Origin of the sequence: Mesorhizobium sp. LCM 4577, assembly GCF_001854795.2 — a bacterium.
Lineage (GTDB): Bacteria > Pseudomonadota > Alphaproteobacteria > Rhizobiales > Rhizobiaceae > Mesorhizobium > Mesorhizobium plurifarium.
Genome location: NZ_MDDU01000035.1, coordinates 103,698 through 119,747, shown reverse-complemented (window position 1 = coordinate 119,747; position 16,050 = coordinate 103,698). Strand labels below are relative to the sequence as shown.

The following is a 16,050-nucleotide window of genomic DNA, read 5'->3' as shown; positions in this document are numbered from 1 at the left end:
TGATCGCAAAACCGTGGGGCACTTTTGCGGAACCTGCTTAGGGTCAAACGGCGAGCCGGCGGGCCGTCGTCTGCGGGCCCGCAAGCGATTCGAGGATCGCCTCGTAGGGCGCAAGCGTGCCCACGGGGCCGACCGCGGTGAGCGTCGGCTTGGTCGAGAACAGCCGCGAGGAGAGGTCGGTCAGCCGGTCGACGGTCAGTGCCGAAAGCCGCTCCATCAATTCCTCCTTGGCGATCGGCCGTCCGAACAGAAGCAACTGCCTGGCGATCTGCGAGGCGCGGCTGGCCGGGCTTTCGGCCGACATGATGAGGCCGGCGCGATATTGCGCGCGGGCGCGGTCGAGCTCTTCCTGCTGGATGCTCTCGCCGGCCTTCTGCAATTCGTCGATGATCACCGGCACCAGCTTGGCGATGTCGCTTTGCCCTGTCGCGGCGTGCACGCCGAAGATGCCGGTGTCGGAAAAACCCCAGTGGAAGGCATAGACCGAATAGCAGAGGCCGCGCTTCTCGCGCACCTCCTGGAACAGCCTCGACGACATACCGCCGCCGAGGATCATCGACAGCACCTGCGAGGCGTAGAAATCGCGCACATGGTAGGCGCGGCCCTCGAAGCCGAGCACGATCTGCGCGTCCATAAGGTCGCGGTCCTCGCGGAAATCGCCGCCGACATATTGCGCGTATTGCGGGATATTGCCCGCCGCCTTGGCGCGGAAGCCGCCGAGCTGCTTCTCGACCTCGCGCACGAAGTTGTCGTGTTTGACGTCGCCGGCCGCTACGATCACCATCCGCTCGGCGTCGTATTGCCGCTCGATGAAGCCGTGCAGCTGCTTGGAGGTGAAGGATTTGACCGTCTCCGGCGTGCCCAGGATCGAGCGGCCGATGGTCTGATGGCGGAAGGCCGTTTCGGTGAAGCGGTCGAAGACGATGTCGTCGGGCGTGTCGTGCGCGGCGCCGATCTCCTGCAGGATCACATGCTGCTCGCGCTCCAGCTCTTCGGGATCGAATTCGGATTGCTGCAGGATGTCGGCCAGGATATCGACCGCCAGCGGCACGTCGTCGGAAAGCACCCTGGCATAGTAGGATGTCGTCTCGACGCTGGTGGCGGCGTTGATCTCGCCGCCGACATTCTCGATTTCCGAGGCGATCTCGAAGGCGCTGCGGCGCTTGGTGCCCTTGAACGCCATGTGCTCGAGCAGATGGGCCATGCCATGCTCTTCGTCACGCTCGTTGCGAGCGCCTGACTTGACCCAGGCCCCAAGGGCAACCGATTCGATGCTTGGAAGGGTTTCGGTGGCGACTGTCAGGCCGTTCGACAGACGGCTTACCTCAACACCCATATGGCAAGTACTCCCTAACGCGCCGCCCGCGAGTGGCGGCTCACGTAATCTTCCACCATTTTCAAGTCGGATGGAAGTATCGTGTATTTTTCGTCGGCTGTCATCAAGCCGCCTAGCCAGGCGGGCAGGGCAGGGACGATGCCGCTCGCCGCCTCCACCGCCGCCGGGAATTTCGCCGGATGCGCGGTGCCAAGCACCACCATGGGCACCGGGCCGGAGGCACGGACGGTGGCGACATGAACGGCGGCGGCGGTGTGCGGGTCGAGCAGGTAGCTGCTTTTCTCCAGCGTCGCGCGGATGGTGGCGGCGACCTCCTCGACAGTGGCGCGGCCGGCGTCGAATTCGCTGCGGATGCGTGCCATCTCGCCGGCTTCGATGGCGAAGGCGCCGGACTGCTTCAGTCCGTTCATGTAGCGTCTGACCGTCTCGGCATTGCGCCCCGCGGCCTCGAACAGCAGGCGCTCGAAATTCGACGACACCTGGATGTCCATCGACGGCGAGGTCGTGGCGAACACGCCCTTGGTGCGGTATTCGCCCGTTGCAAGCGTGCGCGCCAGGATGTCGTTGTCGTTGGTGGCGATGATCAGCCGCTCGATCGGCAGCCCCATGCGTTTGGCGGCGTAACCGGCGAAGATATCGCCGAAATTGCCGGTCGGCACCGTGAAGGAGACCGGTCGGTCGGGCGCGCCGAGCGACAACGCCGAGGAGAAATAATAGACGATCTGGGCCATGATGCGGGCCCAGTTGATCGAGTTGACGCCCGACAGCGACACCCGGTCGCGAAAGGCATGGTCGTTGAACATGTCCTTCACCAGGCCCTGGCAGTCGTCGAAATTACCCTCGACCGACAGCGCATGGACGTTGGCGGCCGAAGATGTCGTCATCTGGCGCTGCTGCACCGGCGAGACCTTGCCGTTGGGGAAAAGGATGAAGATGTCGGTGCGGTCGCGCCCGGCGAAGGCGTCGATTGCCGCGCCGCCGGTGTCGCCGGAGGTGGCGCCGACGATGGTGGCGCGCTGGCCCCGTTCGGCAAGCACGTGGTCCATCAGCCGCGCCAGCAACTGCATCGCCACGTCCTTGAAGGCCAGCGTCGGGCCGTGAAACAATTCGAGAATGAAGGTGTTTTTCCCGGTCTGCACCAGCGGGCAGACGGCCTCATGCCGGAACGTCGCATAGGCTTCGCGCACCAGCCGTTCGAAGACGGGCGCCGCGATCTCGCCGCCAAGGAATGGCGTCAAGACGCGGATGGCGAGGTCCGGATAGGCAAGCCCGCGCATGGCACGGATGTCGGCGGCGGAAAACTGCGGCCATTCGCGGGGCACGTAAAGCCCGCCGTCGCGCGCCAGGCCGGCCAGCACCGCGTTTGAAAATCCAAGCGCGGGCGCTTCCCCGCGGGTACTCACATATTGCATCGTCAAAGGCCCATTGCTGCCGGTCGCGTCATCCACGGCAATTGGTTAATTTTCCGAGCCGGCTCAGTCGCATTTTTGCCGCGCGGTTGCTATACGTCACCGGCTTTGTGAGAGGGAAGTGCAGTTTCATGGCGTTTTATTCGGTCAACCGTCGTTTTGTCGCGGGTCTGGCGCTCACCGGCTTTATGCTTGCCGCCGCCGGCTGCCAATCGAGCGACAATGGTATTCTGAACCTCGGTTTCGGCAAGAAGAGCGATCCGACCGCGCCGCCGCCGCCGCAGGATCCCAAGATCCTTGCCAGCCAGTTGCGCGCCTATTGCCCTAAAGTGACGTTGCGCGACGGCACCGCCTATTTCAACACCTATGCCAAGGGCGCAACGGCGAAGCCCAAGAAAAAGAAGCTTGATCCGGCGGCGCAGGCCGAGGCCGAGGCAGCCGCCGCGGCCGCCCAGACCGGCCCCAACGGCCAGCCGATCGATCCCGATCACGACCCGTCGAAGATCATCTACCAGGCCTCGATCACCGATGTGACGCGCGATTGCACCCATGCCAACGGTCAGATGTCGATGAAGATCGCCGTGGCGGGCAAGATCGTGCCAGGCCCGATGTTCGCGCCCGGCACCGTCACCATGCCGATCCGCATCGCGGTCCAGCATGGCGACGAGGTGCTTTATTCTCAATTGCATCCGTATCAGGTGCAGGTCACCGACCCCTCGGCCGCTACTCAGTTCGCCTTCGTCGACAACAATGTCGTGGTGCCGGAGCCGACCGCGCGCGACTACCAGGCCTATGCCGGCTATGACGAGAACACGCCGGCCGCCACCGGGGACAAGTCGAAGGGCAAGCGGAAGAAGCGCGCTCCGGCGACGAACTGAGCAAGGTCAGGGTTCGAACGAGCCCTAGGCGTCTTCCGACCACTCCGACAGTGCCGCGATCGTGCTGCTCAATTCCGCCCAGCGGCGGATGACCGTCGCGGCGCCGGCCTCGGTCAACGCATCGGCGTGGCCCGGATAGCTATGACCCGCGCCGGTGAAGCCGATCACCCGCATGCCCGCCGCCCTGGCGCCGGCGATGCCATGGACAGAGTCCTCGATGACGAAGGTGTTCTTCGGGTTGGCGCCGAGCTTTTCGGCGGCGTAGAGGAACACGTCCGGCGCCGGCTTGGTCTTCTTGCTGGGAATGTCCAGTCCCGAAAAGATGCGACCGGCGAAGAACGGCAGCAGCCGCACCTTCTCCAGCATGAATTCGACCCGCTCGGTGCGCGAGTTGGAACAGACGGCGCGCGGTGCCGTGACGGCGGCGACCGCCTCGCGGGCGCCGTCGATGATGCGCACGTCTGCGCGCAGCTTGCGGTCGACCAGTTCCTCGGCGCGGTCGATCAGCGAGGCCTGGAACGGGATCTCGGACTTCTCCTCGAGCCGCAGCATGATGTCCTTGAACGTCAGCCCCGCATAGGTCTCGAAAATCTCCTCCGCCGATATTTCGAATCCGGCCGATGTCAGAAGCTCGGCCTCGACGCGCGCGGCGACGATCTCGGAATCGACGAGTACGCCGTCGCAATCGAAAATGACAAGATCTGGCTGGGGCATGGCAATCCGGAAACGTTGGAGAGGGGCCTGAATGGCTTAGAGCATGATGCCGAAAAGTGTGGAGCGGTTTTCGGACGACATCATGCTCCATTTCTTTGATCTAGAGAYGGATTCAGATTTCGGGTCCTGTCGACCTGAAATCTGAATCTGGCTTTAGGCGGGCGCGGCATACACCAACGGGCGGGCCTTCGCAAACCGTCGAGGGTCAGGCGGCGGCCTTCACCGAATGTTTACGCTGATCGGTAACCATAACAGCCAGTAAACCGTAACGCGTTTTTTGGGTGTTTCGATGTCTGCCGTGCGTCTTCTCGACGAGCTTTCCCACGCTCCCCTTAAGTCCGAGTGGCTGGACACGATCCTGAAAGGCGATTGCGTCGCTGCGCTCGACAGGCTGCCGGAAAAGTCGGTCGACATCATCTTCGCCGACCCGCCCTACAATCTGCAGCTCGACGGCGACCTGCACCGGCCCGACCAGTCCAAGGTCGATGCCGTCGACGACGACTGGGACCAGTTCGAGAGCTTCGAGGCCTATGACGCCTTCACCCGCGCCTGRCTGCTCGCGGCGCGCCGCGTGCTGAAGCCCAGCGGCACCATCTGGGTCATCGGCTCCTATCACAATATCTTCCGCGTCGGCGCCCGCATGCAGGATCTCGGCTTCTGGATCCTCAACGACATCGTCTGGCGCAAGACCAACCCGATGCCGAATTTCCGCGGCCGCCGCTTCCAGAACGCGCATGAGACGATGATCTGGGCCTCGCGCGACCAGAAGGCCAAGGGCTACACCTTCAACTACGAGGCGCTGAAGGCTTCGAACGACGACCTGCAGATGCGTTCAGACTGGCTGTTCCCGATCTGCACCGGCGGCGAACGGCTGAAGGACGAGAACGGCAACAAGCTGCACCCGACGCAGAAGCCGGAGGCGCTGCTGGCCCGCATCATGATGGCCTCGACCAAGCCGGGCGACGTCGTGCTCGATCCGTTCTTCGGCTCCGGCACCACGGGCGCCGTCGCCAAGCGCCTCGGCCGCCACTTCGTCGGCATCGAGCGCGAGCAGGCCTATATCGACGCCGCCAATGAGCGCATCGCCGCGGTGCGCCCGCTGGAAAGCGCCGATCTCACCGTGCTTTCGGGCAAGCGCGCCGAACCGCGCGTCGCCTTCATCAGCCTGATCGACAACGGCCTGGTGGCGCCGGGCGTCACGCTCTACGACGCCAAGAAGCGCTGGGCGGCGAAGGTGCGCGCCGACGGCACGCTGGCGATCGGCGACAGCGCCGGCTCGATCCACAAGATCGGCGCCGAGGTGCAAGGTCTGGATGCCTGCAACGGCTGGACCTTCTGGCACTATGAGCGCAGCGGCGGCCTCACCCCGATCGACGAGTTGCGCCGCATCGCCCGTCTCGGCATGGAGCGGGCAGGAGCCTGAGCGGCCGCCCGCTCTTGAATCAAGACTTCAACGGATCGCCGCAAGCGATTGAGTTCAAGCCGCAATCCCGAACCGTTCAAGGTCCGCTTTAAGCGTCCTGGCGTCGGTGAACAGCACTGACTGCCAGCCGGCGACCCTGGCGCCATCGACATTCTTCTGGCTGTCGTCGATGAACAGCGATGCCGCCGGATCGAGCCCAAACGACGCCACGTGATGGTCGTAGATCGCGCGGTCCGGCTTGATCAGGCCGATATCGCCGGAGACGGTGACACCGCGCGGTTTCTCCAGGAACGGAAAACGGGCGCGCGCCTCGCGGAACGTGTCCGAGGCCCAGTTGGTGAGCAGCGTCACGTCGTGGCCGCCGTCGATCAGGCCTTCGAGCAGGGCGACGCTGTCTTCATAGGCGTGYGGCGCCATCTCGTGCCAGTGCCGGCGGAAATTGCGGATGTTCTCGGCGTGATCGGGATGCTCGGCGATCAGCAATGATTCGGCTTCTTCCCAGGTTCGGCCGCGATCCTGCTCGAGGTTCCAGGCGCTGGTGCAGACATTGTCGAAGAACCACTTCCGCTCCGTGGCGTCCGGGATCAGGCGGCTGAACGGGATGTCCGGATCGTAATGGACCAGCACCTTGCCGATGTCGAAGACGATGTGGCGAATTTCGGTCATTGCGGGCCTTTCAGCGGGTAGGTTGCTTTTTGGTCGCCCCCGGTATGGCCGCCTCGATTACCTTTTTCATGACGGTGGGCAACGCTTCCCCGGGAATTTGATGGGCCAGCGACCAGAAATGTCCTGCCGGCGCATCGCCTTTGATCCGGGCATGGAAGATGTCGAGTTCGAGCGCGAAATGGGTGAAGACATGCCCGATCCGCCCGGCGCGACGCCAATCGGCTGGAAAGGGCGCGGCGTCGGCCGTCGTGGCGCCGTCTACGCGGGCGGTCCAAGCCGTGGTCGGCACCTCGGTCATGCCGCCGAGCAGGCCCTTCTCAGGCCGCTTGCGCAGAAGGATGGCGCCGTCGTCGCGCTCGGCGACGAAGGCAGCGCCCTTGCGAAGCGGCTTGTCGTCTTTCGGCAGGCGGACCGGGAAACGCTCGGGATCGCCCGAAAGAATGGCGCTGCAATCCTCGCGCACCGGGCAGAGCATGCAGCGCGGGCGTTTCGGCGTGCAGATCATCGCGCCGAGATCCATCATCGCCTGGGCGAAATCGCCGGGTCGCGTCTCCGGCACCAGCTTTTCGACCAGCGCGCGGATTTGCGGCTTGGCCTCGCTGAGCGGCGTTTCGATCGAATAAAGCCGGGTCACGACCCGCTCGACATTGCCGTCGACGACCGCGGCCGGCCGGTCGAAAGCGATGGCCGCGATCGCCGCTGCGGTATAGGCGCCGACTCCCGGTAGTTCGCGCAACCCGGCCTCGGTGTCGGGAAAGCGGCCGCCCTTATGCGCCACGAGGTCGGCGCAGGCCTTCAGGTTGCGCGCCCTGGAATAATAGCCAAGCCCGGCCCAGGCCTTCATCACGTCCTCGGCCGGCGCCGCCGCCAGCGCCTCGACCGTCGGCCATTTCTCGACGAAATTGCGGAAATAGGCTTTCACCGCCTCGACCGTGGTCTGCTGCAGCATCACCTCGGACATCCACACGCGATAGGGATCGGCACGCACGCCGCGCGCAAACGCGCCCGGCGTCACGCGCCAGGGCAGGTCGCGATGATGCGCGTCGTACCAGGTAAGCAGGCGGGATGCGATGCCCGTATCGCCGGATGCGGCCTGCTGTGATGCCTTGCGGGTCTGGTCTAGCGGTGCCATTGATCGGATGAACTGGGGGACTGGAGAACGCACATGGCAGGGAAAAGGGCCTTCGGCAATCCCGTTCCGGTGAGCGATCTCGCGACCGAGATCCTCGATCCGGTGCTGAGGAAGCGCGCCGGCATCTCGATCGGGCTGGTGCAGTCCTGGGAAGAGATCGCCGGGCCGCGCCTTGCCACCCATTCGCGCCCGGAGAAGATCCAGTGGCCGCGCCGCCTGCACGAGGACGATCCGTTCGAGCCGGCGACACTGATCATCGCCTGCGAAGGCATGGCGGCGCTGCATCTGCAGCATGAGGCCGGCGAGGTCATCAACCGCGTCAATGCCTTCCTGGGCTTCAACGCGATCGGCCGCATCAAGATCCTGCAAAAGCCGGTGCTTTCGCAAAAGGCGCGGCCGAAGCCGGCGCCGCTGCCCTTGAGCGAGGCAGAGAAATCGAAGCTTTCGCATCTGGTCGGCAAGATCGAGGACGACGGCCTGCGCGCTTCGCTGGAGCGGCTCGGCGCCACGATTATGGGTGAAAGGAAGCGCAAAGGGTCGTAAGAAGCGTCATGAATGCGTCACCAATCTCGCGCATTCGTGATGCTTATGATCAAGTTTCGCGATTGGATTGGGGATCGCGATGCCTTAATTCGCGCCAACTCTCGCCTTTTCTAGCTCTTGCATTGCAAAATCCAACCGATATCAGGTGATTCGCATGAACCGCGCCCCGTTTGGCAAAAGTCTGTCCCGCAGAAACGTTCTGACCACGCTGGCCGCTGTTCCCGCGGTGGCGCTGCTTGCTGCGTGCAGCGACTCCGGCGAGGAGGCGAAGGCCGCCGATGTGAAGCCTGCCGACCCGTCGACGCCTGCCAAGCCGGCCACGACCCCGGCCGCGGTCCAGGTGCCGGAGGCGCAAGGCACCGTCGATATGGCGGAACTGCTGAAGCCCGGCGCGCTGCCCGACAAGCAGCTCGGCAAGGACGATGCCAAGGTCACCATCGTCGAGTATGCGTCGATGACCTGCCCGCATTGCGCGCATTTCAACGACACGACCTTTCCTGAGTTGAAGAAGAAGTATATCGACACCGGCAAGGTTCGTTACATCCTGCGCGAATTTCCCTTCGACCCGAGCGCCGAGGCGGGCTTCATGCTGGCGCGCTGCTCCAAGGACAATTACTTCGCCATGGTCGACGTGCTGTTCAAGCAGCAGCCGAGCTGGGTCGGCGTCAACAACACCAAGGAAGCGCTGCTGCAGATCTCGAAGCTGGCCGGTTTTACACAGGAGTCCTTTGAGTCCTGCTTGACGGACCAGAAACTTCTGGACGATGTGAGAGCAGTCCAGAAACGCGGAGCGGACGAGTTCAAGGTCGACTCGACGCCGACCTTCTTCATCAACGGAAAGACCTACAAAGGGGCGATGTCGATTGAGGAAATGTCGGCCATCATCGACCCTCTGCTTTGACATCCAGGCCGCGCCGAAGCGGTCGGGCTTCGGCGCCATGGCCTGTAGTGTGGGGCGGCGCGAATGAAATTTTCGCGCCTTCGCCTCCTCGGTTTCAAATCCTTCGTCGAGCCCGGCGAGTTCGTCATCGAACGCGGGCTGACCGGTATTGTCGGGCCGAACGGCTGCGGCAAGTCGAACCTCGTCGAAGCTTTGCGCTGGGTGATGGGCGAAAGCTCCTACAAGAATATGCGCGCGTCCGGCATGGACGACGTGATCTTCTCCGGCTCAGGCGCGCGCCCGGCGCGCAACACCGCCGAAGTCACGCTTTTCCTCGACAACACCGACCGCACGGCGCCCGCCGCCTTCAACGACGCCGATGAGTTGCAGGTATCGCGCCGCATCGAGCGTGAGGCGGGCTCGCTCTATCGCATCAACGGCAAGGAAGCGCGCGCCAAGGACGTGCAGCTTCTGTTCGCCGACCAGTCGACCGGCGCGCGCTCGCCGTCCATGGTCGGCCAGGGCCGCATCGGCGAGCTGATCCAGGCAAAGCCGCAGGCCCGCCGAGCGCTGCTCGAGGAAGCCGCCGGCATTTCCGGCCTGCACACGCGCCGGCACGAGGCGGAACTCCGGCTCAAGGCCGCCGAGCAGAACCTGGAACGGTTGGACGATGTCGTCGGCGAACTGGAAGGCCAGATCGACAGCCTGAAGCGCCAGGCGCGCCAGGCCTCGCGCTTCAAGAACCTGTCGGCCGACATCCGCAAGGCGGAAGCGACGCTCTTGCATCTGCGCTGGACGCTGGCCAAGACCCAGGAAGGCGAGGCGCGTTCAGCGCTTGCCGTCGCCACCACGCTGGTCGGTGACCGCGCCGCCGCCCAGATGGCGGCGGCACGAGAGCAGGGCATCGCGGCGCACCGGCTGCCGGACCTGCGCGACGCCGAAGCCGCCGCGGCCGCCGCCTTCCAGCGCCTGTCGATCGCCAAGACCCAGATCGAGGAAGAGGCCGGCCGCATCCGTGCGCGCCAGACCGAGCTCGAACGCCGCCTGCAGCAGCTCGATGCCGACATCGCCCGCGAGGAGCGGATGGTGCGCGACAATGCCGACATCCTCGAACGCCTGCGCGCCGAGGAAGCCGAGCTCAACTCGGACAATGCAGGCGCGGCCGAGCGCGAGGCGACCACGCGCGCGGCCTTCGAGCAGGCGGGTGCTACGCTGTCGCAAAGCGAAGCGAAACTTGCCGCGCTGACCGCCGAACGCGCCGAGGCGGCCGCCTCGCGCCATCAGATCGAACGCAGCCTGCGCGAGACCGCCGAGCGCCGCGACCGCTTCGCCCGCCAGCTCGCCGAGGTCGACCGCGAGCTTTCCGACATCGTCGCGCGCATTTCCGGCCTGCCGGATCCGGCCGAGAAACGGCTGCTAGTCGAGGATGCGCTTGCCCGGCTGGAAGAGAGCGAGGCAGGCGCCATTGCCGCCGAGCAGGCCGTCGCCGAGGCGCGCGCGGCCGAAAGCGCCGCACGGCCGCCCCTGCAGGACGCCAGGGCGGAGCTGGCGCGCATCGAGACCGAAGCGCGCACGTTGGCGAAAATCCTCAACGCCACCAGCGGCGGCGATCTTTTCCCGTCGGTGCTGGAGCAAATCAGCGTCGAGCGCGGCTACGAAACCGCGCTTGGCGCGGCCCTTGGCGAGGACCTCGACGTCCCGCTCGACCGCAGCGCTCCGGTGCATTGGGGCGAGAGCGCGGTGCAGCCCGGCGATGCGGCGCTGCCCGAAGGCGTGAAGAGCCTGGCAAGCGTCGTGCGCGCGCCGGCGCAGCTTGCGCGCCGCCTGGCGCAGATCGGCATCGTCGAGGCCGCCGACGGACGCCGTCTTCAAGCGTTGCTGGCGCCCGGTCAGCGGCTGGTCAGCCGCGACGGCGCGCTGTGGCGCTGGGACGGCCTGACCGCGAGCGCCGACGCGCCGACTGCCGCGGCGCTGCGGCTGGCGCAGAAGAACCGCCTGGCCGAGCTCGATGCCGAAGCCGTGCAGGCGACGCGCGTCGTGCGCGAGGCTGAGGAAGCATTGGCGCGCGCCGAACAGGCGATGCGCGAGGCAAGTGAGGCCGAGCGCAATGCGCGTCAGGCCGGCCGCGACGCCCAGCATGCGCTGGATGCCGCCCGCAACGCGCTGGCCGAGGCCGAGAAGGCCGGCGGCGAGCTGGTGAGCCGCCGCGCTGCTCTGGACGAAGCCCGTGCCCGCATCGTCGACAGCCACGAGGAGACACAGGCCGCTTTCCTCGAAGCCGAGGAGATGCTGAAGGACGCGCCCGATCTCGGCGACCTGCAGCTGCAGCTCGAACAGGCCTCCGCCAACGTCTCGCGAGACCGCGCCACGCTTGCCGACGCGCGCGCCGTGCATGATGGACTGCGGCGCGAGGCCGAGGCGCGGATGCGCCGGCTGGACGCCATCGGCGCCGAGCGCAAGAACTGGCTGGAGCGCGCCGAAAACGCCTCGACGCAGATTGCCGCCCTCGGCGAGCGCAAGGCCGAGGCCGAAACCGAGCGCGAGCGGCTGGCCGATGCGCCGGACGAGATCGACGCCAAGCGTCGCGCTCTCTTGACGCAACTTTCCGAGGCCGAGGCGCTGCGCCAGGCGGCAAGCGACCGCCTGCAGGAAGCGGAAAACCAGCAGGCCGAATTCGACAAGGCGGCCACCGCCGCCATCCAGTCGCTTGCCGAGGCGCGCGAAACCCGCGTCCGCGCCGAGGAGCGGCTCACCGCCGCCGACGAGCGCCGCGCCGAGGTCGAGGCGCGTATCCAGGAAGCGCTGAACACGCCGCCGCATCTCGTCATCCAGCATACCGGCCTCAAAGCCGACGATCCGATGCCAGATATGGCCGAGATCGAGCGCCAGCTCGACCGGCTGAAGATCGAGCGCGAGCGCCTCGGCGCCGTCAATCTGCGCGCCGAGGAAGAGCAGAAGGAGCTGTCCGACAGGCTGGAGACCATCGTCTCCGAGCGCGAGGACATCATCGAGGCGATCAGGAAGCTGCGCCAGGCGATCCAGAGCCTCAACCGCGAGGGCCGCGAGCGGCTGCTGTCGGCCTTCGAGGTCGTCAACGGCCATTTCCAGCGGCTGTTCTCGCACCTCTTCGGCGGCGGCACGGCCGAGCTGCAGCTGATCGAGTCTGAAGACCCGCTCGAAGCCGGTCTCGAAATCCTGGCCCGGCCGCCCGGCAAGAAGCCGCAGACCATGACGCTGCTCTCCGGCGGCGAGCAGGCGCTGACGGCGATGTCGCTGATCTTCGCCGTCTTCCTCACCAATCCGGCGCCGATCTGCGTGCTCGACGAGGTCGACGCGCCGCTCGACGACCACAATGTCGAGCGCTTCTGCAATCTGATGGAAGAGATGGCCAAGACGACCGAGACGCGCTTCGTCATCATCACCCACAACCCGATCACCATGGCGCGCATGGACCGGCTGTTCGGCGTCACCATGGCCGAGCAGGGCGTCAGCCAACTGGTCTCGGTCGACCTGCAGGCGGCCGAGGCGATGCGCGAGGCGAGCTGACCTAACCGGCCCGCCCGAGGCTATCGCGTCGAGATCGTTTCCGACGGTATGAAGCGGACGCTTGCCGACCGGCTCTCACCGGGTGCGAGCACCATGCAACCTGTGTCTTCCTCCAACCGATTGAAGGCGTCGGTGATGTTGCTGACCGGCTCGGCGCAGAAGAAGGGCTCGCCCGGCGGTGTGTAGAGCACCAGGAAATCGAGCGGCGCTTCGGCCTCGATGTCCAGCAGCCGTTCTTCGTCCGGCCAGGTGATGCGCGCTCGGCGTGTCCATCCGGTGAAGACGGTGTCGAACGCGGCCTCGGCGACGTCGAAGCCTGTGGTCGGATCAGCGCCCGCGGGCGGCGGAACGTGGCGTGTGGGCAGAACCTCGGCGTCGGTTTCCCACATTCCCGTGACACCGGCCTGGATATGCGTCCATGGGGTGGCGGGAAAGTATGGATGAAGTCCGAGCCCGGCCGGCATGGGCGTATCCGAGAGGTTGCGCAACGAGATCCGGATGCTCAGGCAGCCCCGTACGAGTCCGATCCTCTGCTCGGCCTCGTAGCTCCATGGCCAGGAATCGGCATCATGACGATAGCGCAGGACCGCGCTGGCTTGCTGGTGCCCTGCCAGCGTCCACGGCCGGCGCCAGCCATGGCCGTGCTCATAATGCGGATCGTCGGGCCGCGTCGGCAACTCGATGGTCCGGCCTGCAAAGCTGAAACGGCCGCCTCTTATGCGATTGGAATAGGGGACGAGCGGGAAGCAGGCCATGGCGCCGGCGTCGCGGCCGGCGAGCGCGGCGGGGCCGGCGGGACGCAGCCAGTCGATGGCATGCCCGTTATTCTCCCCGCGATACGACGCCAGCGCGCCGCCGACGGCAGGGGCGATCTCTACCGTCGCCAGGCCATCGGCGATCGTGACCAGCCCTTCGCGCCCGCCGGCGCCGCTTATTTCAAAATTCCCGTCCATCTTCTCCCCGATGCCTTGACTCTCGTCACCGCCTGGATAAAGACATATCATATGAATAGTATGAAGAATACGAAATCCTTCAGCATCGCTCGCACGTCGCGGGTCGTCGCCGCGGTTGCCAGCGGCTCGACGGCGCTGCATGCGACGGTCGTCGAGCAGATCGGGTTGCGCATCGTGCAGGGTGACTTCCTGCCCGGCGAGGCGCTTCCCAATGCCGACGATTCCAGCGAGATGCTGGGCGTCAGCCGCACCGTGCTGCGCGAGGCGATCAAGGTGCTGGCGGGCAAGGGGCTGGTCGAGTCACGGCCGAAGACCGGCACGCGGGTGCGTCCCCGCTCCGACTGGAACTTCCTTGATCCCGACGTCCTTTCATGGCGCTACGCGGCAGGCGTCAGCGCCGAGGACGTCACCGCGCTTTTCGAGTTGCGCCGGGCGATCGAGCCGATGTCGGCCGCGCTTGCTGCCAAGCGGGCGACGCCGGCACAGCTTGCCGAGCTTAATGCCGCGCTTGCTGAAATGGAGGCCGTGGGCGACGACGGCGACCGCTTTGCCAAGCCTGACCTCGTCTTCCATCAGACAATCCTGCGCATGACGGGCAATGAGTTGATCGGCTCGCTGGCGGCGCTGGTGGAGACGGCGCTGATGATGAGCTTCCGCCTCTCCAATGACAATCCGGAGGGGCAGCGCCACTCGCTGCCGCTGCACCGCGAGGTGGCCGAGAAGATCGCCGCCGGCGATGGGAGTGGCGCGCAGCAGGCGCTTCTCGTCCTCATCGACAACGCCGAGGAAGACGTTCGCCGCAGCGTCGAGAACCGCAACAGGCGCCGCAAGGAGCAGAGATCGTGAGCGAAAGACGAAAGCTGCGATCGACAGCTTGGTTCGGYGGTGAAGGCAAGAACGCCTTCATGCACCGCAGCTGGATGAAGAACCAGGGCATTCCGGACGACGCGTTCGACGGCCGCCCGGTGATCGGCATCTGCAACACCTGGTCGGAGCTGACCCCTTGCAATGCGCATTTGCGGGCGCTCGCCGATCACGTCAAGCGCGGCGTCTATGAGGCCGGCGGCCTGCCGGTCGAATTTCCCGTGACATCGCTCGGCGAAAGCAACATGCGCCCAACCGCGATGCTGTTCCGCAATCTGGCGAGCATGGACGTCGAAGAGTCCATTCGCGGCAACCCCATCGACGGCGTGGTGCTCATGGTCGGCTGCGACAAGACCACGCCGTCGCTGTTGATGGGGGCGGCGTCCTGCAATCTGCCGACCATCGCCGTGTCGGGCGGCCCGATGCTGAACGGCAAGTTCCGTGGCCAGGACATCGGCTCCGGCACCCATGTCTGGAAATTCGCCGAGGACGTGAAGGCAGGCCGCATGAAGGTCGAGGACTTCCTCGCCGCCGAGCAGGGCCAGAGCCGGTCGGCCGGCAGCTGCATGACCATGGGAACCGCTTCCACCATGGCCAGCATGGTCGAGGCGCTGGGCATCRGCATGCCGGACAATGCGGCGATACCGGCGGTCGATTCGCGCCGTGGCGTGCTTGCGCAGCTTGCCGGGCGGCAGATTGTCGACCTTGTGCTCCGGGATGTGACGATGTCGCAAATTCTCACCCGGCAGGCCTTCGAGAACGCCATCCGGGTCAATGGCGCCATCGGTGGGTCGACCAACGCGGTGCTGCACCTCATCGCGATCGCGCGTCGCGTCGGCGTCGATCTCAGCCTCGACGATTGGGACCGCCTCGGCCGCGATGTGCCGACCATTGTCGATCTGATGCCGTCGGGCCGGTTCCTGATGGAAGATTTCTACTACGCCGGGGGGCTGGCTGCGGTCATGGCGTCGCTGGATGGGGCGGGGTTTCTCCATCGCGACGCCATGACCGTCAGCGGAAAGACGATCGGCGAGCTGGTCGACGGCGCACCGAACTACAATCCCGAGGTCATAAGGCCGCTCGACCGGCCGTTGACTCGGGAAGGCGGCATATCGGTGCTGCGCGGCAACCTCGCGCCCGACGGCGCTGTCATAAAGCCGTCGGCGGCGACGCCGGCGCTGATGCAGCACCGGGGCAGGGCGGTGGTCTTCGAGAATATCGAGCACTACTACGCCCGCGTCGACGATCCGGAGCTCGATATCGACGCCTCTTCGGTGATGGTGCTCAAGAATTGCGGTCCGCGTGGCTATCCGGGCATGGCCGAGGTCGGCAACATGCCGCTGCCGGCGAAGCTCCTGAAACAGGGCGTTTCGGACATGGTCCGCATCTCCGATGCGCGCATGAGCGGCACCGCATACGGGACGGTGATATTGCATGTTGCTCCCGAGGCTGCGGCGGGTGGCGCGCTTGCCCTGGTTCGCGACGGCGATCTCATCGATCTCGACGTCGCCGGCCGGCGCCTCGAATTGCTGGTTTCCGAGGAGGAGCTTGCCGCCCGCCGCCGCGACTGGAGGCCGCCGGCGCCGCCCGAGGGCGGCTACCAGAGCCTCTATGTTGAGCGCGTCCTGCAGGCCGATCAGGGCTGCGATTTCGATTTCCTTGTCGGGCGCCGCGATGCCGGCATCCCCCGCCATTCGCATTAGGTG

General features: G+C 65.8%; 13 protein-coding genes. 7 read left to right on the top strand and 6 right to left on the bottom strand.

Translation table 11 applies throughout. The features are described from left to right. Positions 1–43 precede the first annotated feature (43 nt). Together LCM4577_RS25420 and thrC are read right to left on the bottom strand one after the other, a co-directional pair. A complete protein-coding gene (locus LCM4577_RS25420) occupies positions 44–1,336 on the bottom strand; it encodes a pitrilysin family protein (protein ID WP_040991157.1) in 1,293 nt (430 codons plus the stop codon). A gap of 14 nt (positions 1,337–1,350) precedes the next feature. Beyond that, entirely contained in the window at positions 1,351–2,748 is a 1,398-nt protein-coding gene (gene thrC / locus LCM4577_RS25415; RefSeq protein WP_071074167.1) for a threonine synthase, read from the bottom strand. Positions 2,749–2,876: 128 nt separating this feature from the next. Between thrC and LCM4577_RS25410 the strand changes: the two genes are divergently transcribed. After that, the gene (locus LCM4577_RS25410) at positions 2,877–3,623 is read left to right on the top strand and encodes a hypothetical protein (protein ID WP_071074013.1); all 747 of its coding nucleotides are present in this window, start codon (positions 2,877–2,879) and stop codon (positions 3,621–3,623) included. Between the two features lie 24 nt (positions 3,624–3,647). Here the strand turns inward: LCM4577_RS25410 and LCM4577_RS25405 are convergent, their stop codons facing one another. Beyond that, positions 3,648–4,337 carry an HAD family phosphatase gene (locus LCM4577_RS25405; protein ID WP_071035529.1) on the bottom strand — a complete coding sequence of 230 codons (690 nt, stop codon included), beginning with the start codon at positions 4,335–4,337 and terminating at the stop codon, positions 3,648–3,650. A 289-nt stretch (positions 4,338–4,626) separates the two neighbouring features. Between LCM4577_RS25405 and LCM4577_RS25400 the strand changes: the two genes are divergently transcribed. After that, positions 4,627–5,760 (top strand): site-specific DNA-methyltransferase, encoded by a 1,134-nt coding sequence (locus LCM4577_RS25400; protein ID WP_071074012.1) that lies wholly within the window; start codon positions 4,627–4,629, stop codon positions 5,758–5,760. 54 nt (positions 5,761–5,814) lie between these two features. On the opposite strand, the gene LCM4577_RS25395 is transcribed toward LCM4577_RS25400, so the two are convergent. Continuing rightward, positions 5,815–6,426: an HAD family phosphatase gene (locus tag LCM4577_RS25395; protein WP_071035531.1), complete on the bottom strand. Its 612-nt coding sequence runs from the start codon at positions 6,424–6,426 to the stop codon at positions 5,815–5,817. A 10-nt stretch (positions 6,427–6,436) separates the two neighbouring features. Further along, positions 6,437–7,558, bottom strand: a complete 1,122-nt coding sequence (mutY, locus tag LCM4577_RS25390; protein WP_071035532.1) for an A/G-specific adenine glycosylase — start codon at positions 7,556–7,558, stop codon at positions 6,437–6,439. Positions 7,559–7,591: 33 nt separating this feature from the next. Here mutY and LCM4577_RS25385 point away from each other — a divergent pair, with 33 nt between their 5' ends. From LCM4577_RS25385 to smc, 3 genes are all read left to right on the top strand, one after another. Beyond that, on the top strand, positions 7,592–8,101 hold the full coding sequence (locus LCM4577_RS25385; RefSeq protein WP_040991169.1) for a DUF721 domain-containing protein: 510 nt from the start codon (positions 7,592–7,594) through the stop codon (positions 8,099–8,101). Between the two features lie 154 nt (positions 8,102–8,255). Next, positions 8,256–9,002 carry a DsbA family protein gene (locus LCM4577_RS25380; RefSeq protein WP_071074011.1) on the top strand — a complete coding sequence of 249 codons (747 nt, stop codon included), beginning with the start codon at positions 8,256–8,258 and terminating at the stop codon, positions 9,000–9,002. A 63-nt stretch (positions 9,003–9,065) separates the two neighbouring features. Continuing rightward, entirely contained in the window at positions 9,066–12,527 is a 3,462-nt protein-coding gene (smc, locus tag LCM4577_RS25375) for a chromosome segregation protein SMC (RefSeq protein WP_071074010.1), read from the top strand. Positions 12,528–12,547: 20 nt separating this feature from the next. On the opposite strand, the gene LCM4577_RS25370 is transcribed toward smc, so the two are convergent. Then, positions 12,548–13,480, bottom strand: coding sequence for an aldose 1-epimerase (locus LCM4577_RS25370; protein WP_071074009.1), 933 nt, complete (start codon positions 13,478–13,480; stop codon positions 12,548–12,550). A 51-nt stretch (positions 13,481–13,531) separates the two neighbouring features. Here LCM4577_RS25370 and LCM4577_RS25365 point away from each other — a divergent pair, with 51 nt between their 5' ends. Beyond that, a complete protein-coding gene (locus tag LCM4577_RS25365) occupies positions 13,532–14,326 on the top strand; it encodes a FadR/GntR family transcriptional regulator (protein ID WP_244508432.1) in 795 nt (264 codons plus the stop codon). A 59-nt stretch (positions 14,327–14,385) separates the two neighbouring features. Further along, complete coding sequence (locus LCM4577_RS25360; RefSeq protein WP_371410079.1) at positions 14,386–16,047, top strand: IlvD/Edd family dehydratase; 1,662 nt, start codon at positions 14,386–14,388, stop codon at positions 16,045–16,047. Positions 16,048–16,050: the final 3 nt, after the last annotated feature.

Excerpts from the sequence above, each read along its gene's own strand:
- LCM4577_RS25420 (WP_040991157.1), bottom strand. The coding sequence starts at position 1,336 with ATGGGTGTTGAGGTAAGCCGTCTGTCGAACGGCCTGACAGTCGCCACC.
- thrC (WP_071074167.1), bottom strand. The coding sequence starts at position 2,748 with ATGCAATATGTGAGTACCCGCGGGGAAGCGCCCGCGCTTGGATTTTCA.
- LCM4577_RS25410 (WP_071074013.1), top strand. The coding sequence starts at position 2,877 with ATGGCGTTTTATTCGGTCAACCGTCGTTTTGTCGCGGGTCTGGCGCTC.
- LCM4577_RS25405 (WP_071035529.1), bottom strand. The coding sequence starts at position 4,337 with ATGCCCCAGCCAGATCTTGTCATTTTCGATTGCGACGGCGTACTCGTC.
- mutY (WP_071035532.1), bottom strand. The coding sequence starts at position 7,558 with ATGGCACCGCTAGACCAGACCCGCAAGGCATCACAGCAGGCCGCATCC.
- LCM4577_RS25385 (WP_040991169.1), top strand. The coding sequence starts at position 7,592 with ATGGCAGGGAAAAGGGCCTTCGGCAATCCCGTTCCGGTGAGCGATCTC.
- LCM4577_RS25380 (WP_071074011.1), top strand. The coding sequence starts at position 8,256 with ATGAACCGCGCCCCGTTTGGCAAAAGTCTGTCCCGCAGAAACGTTCTG.
- smc (WP_071074010.1), top strand. The coding sequence starts at position 9,066 with ATGAAATTTTCGCGCCTTCGCCTCCTCGGTTTCAAATCCTTCGTCGAG.
- LCM4577_RS25370 (WP_071074009.1), bottom strand. The coding sequence starts at position 13,480 with ATGGACGGGAATTTTGAAATAAGCGGCGCCGGCGGGCGCGAAGGGCTG.
- LCM4577_RS25365 (WP_244508432.1), top strand. The coding sequence starts at position 13,532 with ATGAATAGTATGAAGAATACGAAATCCTTCAGCATCGCTCGCACGTCG.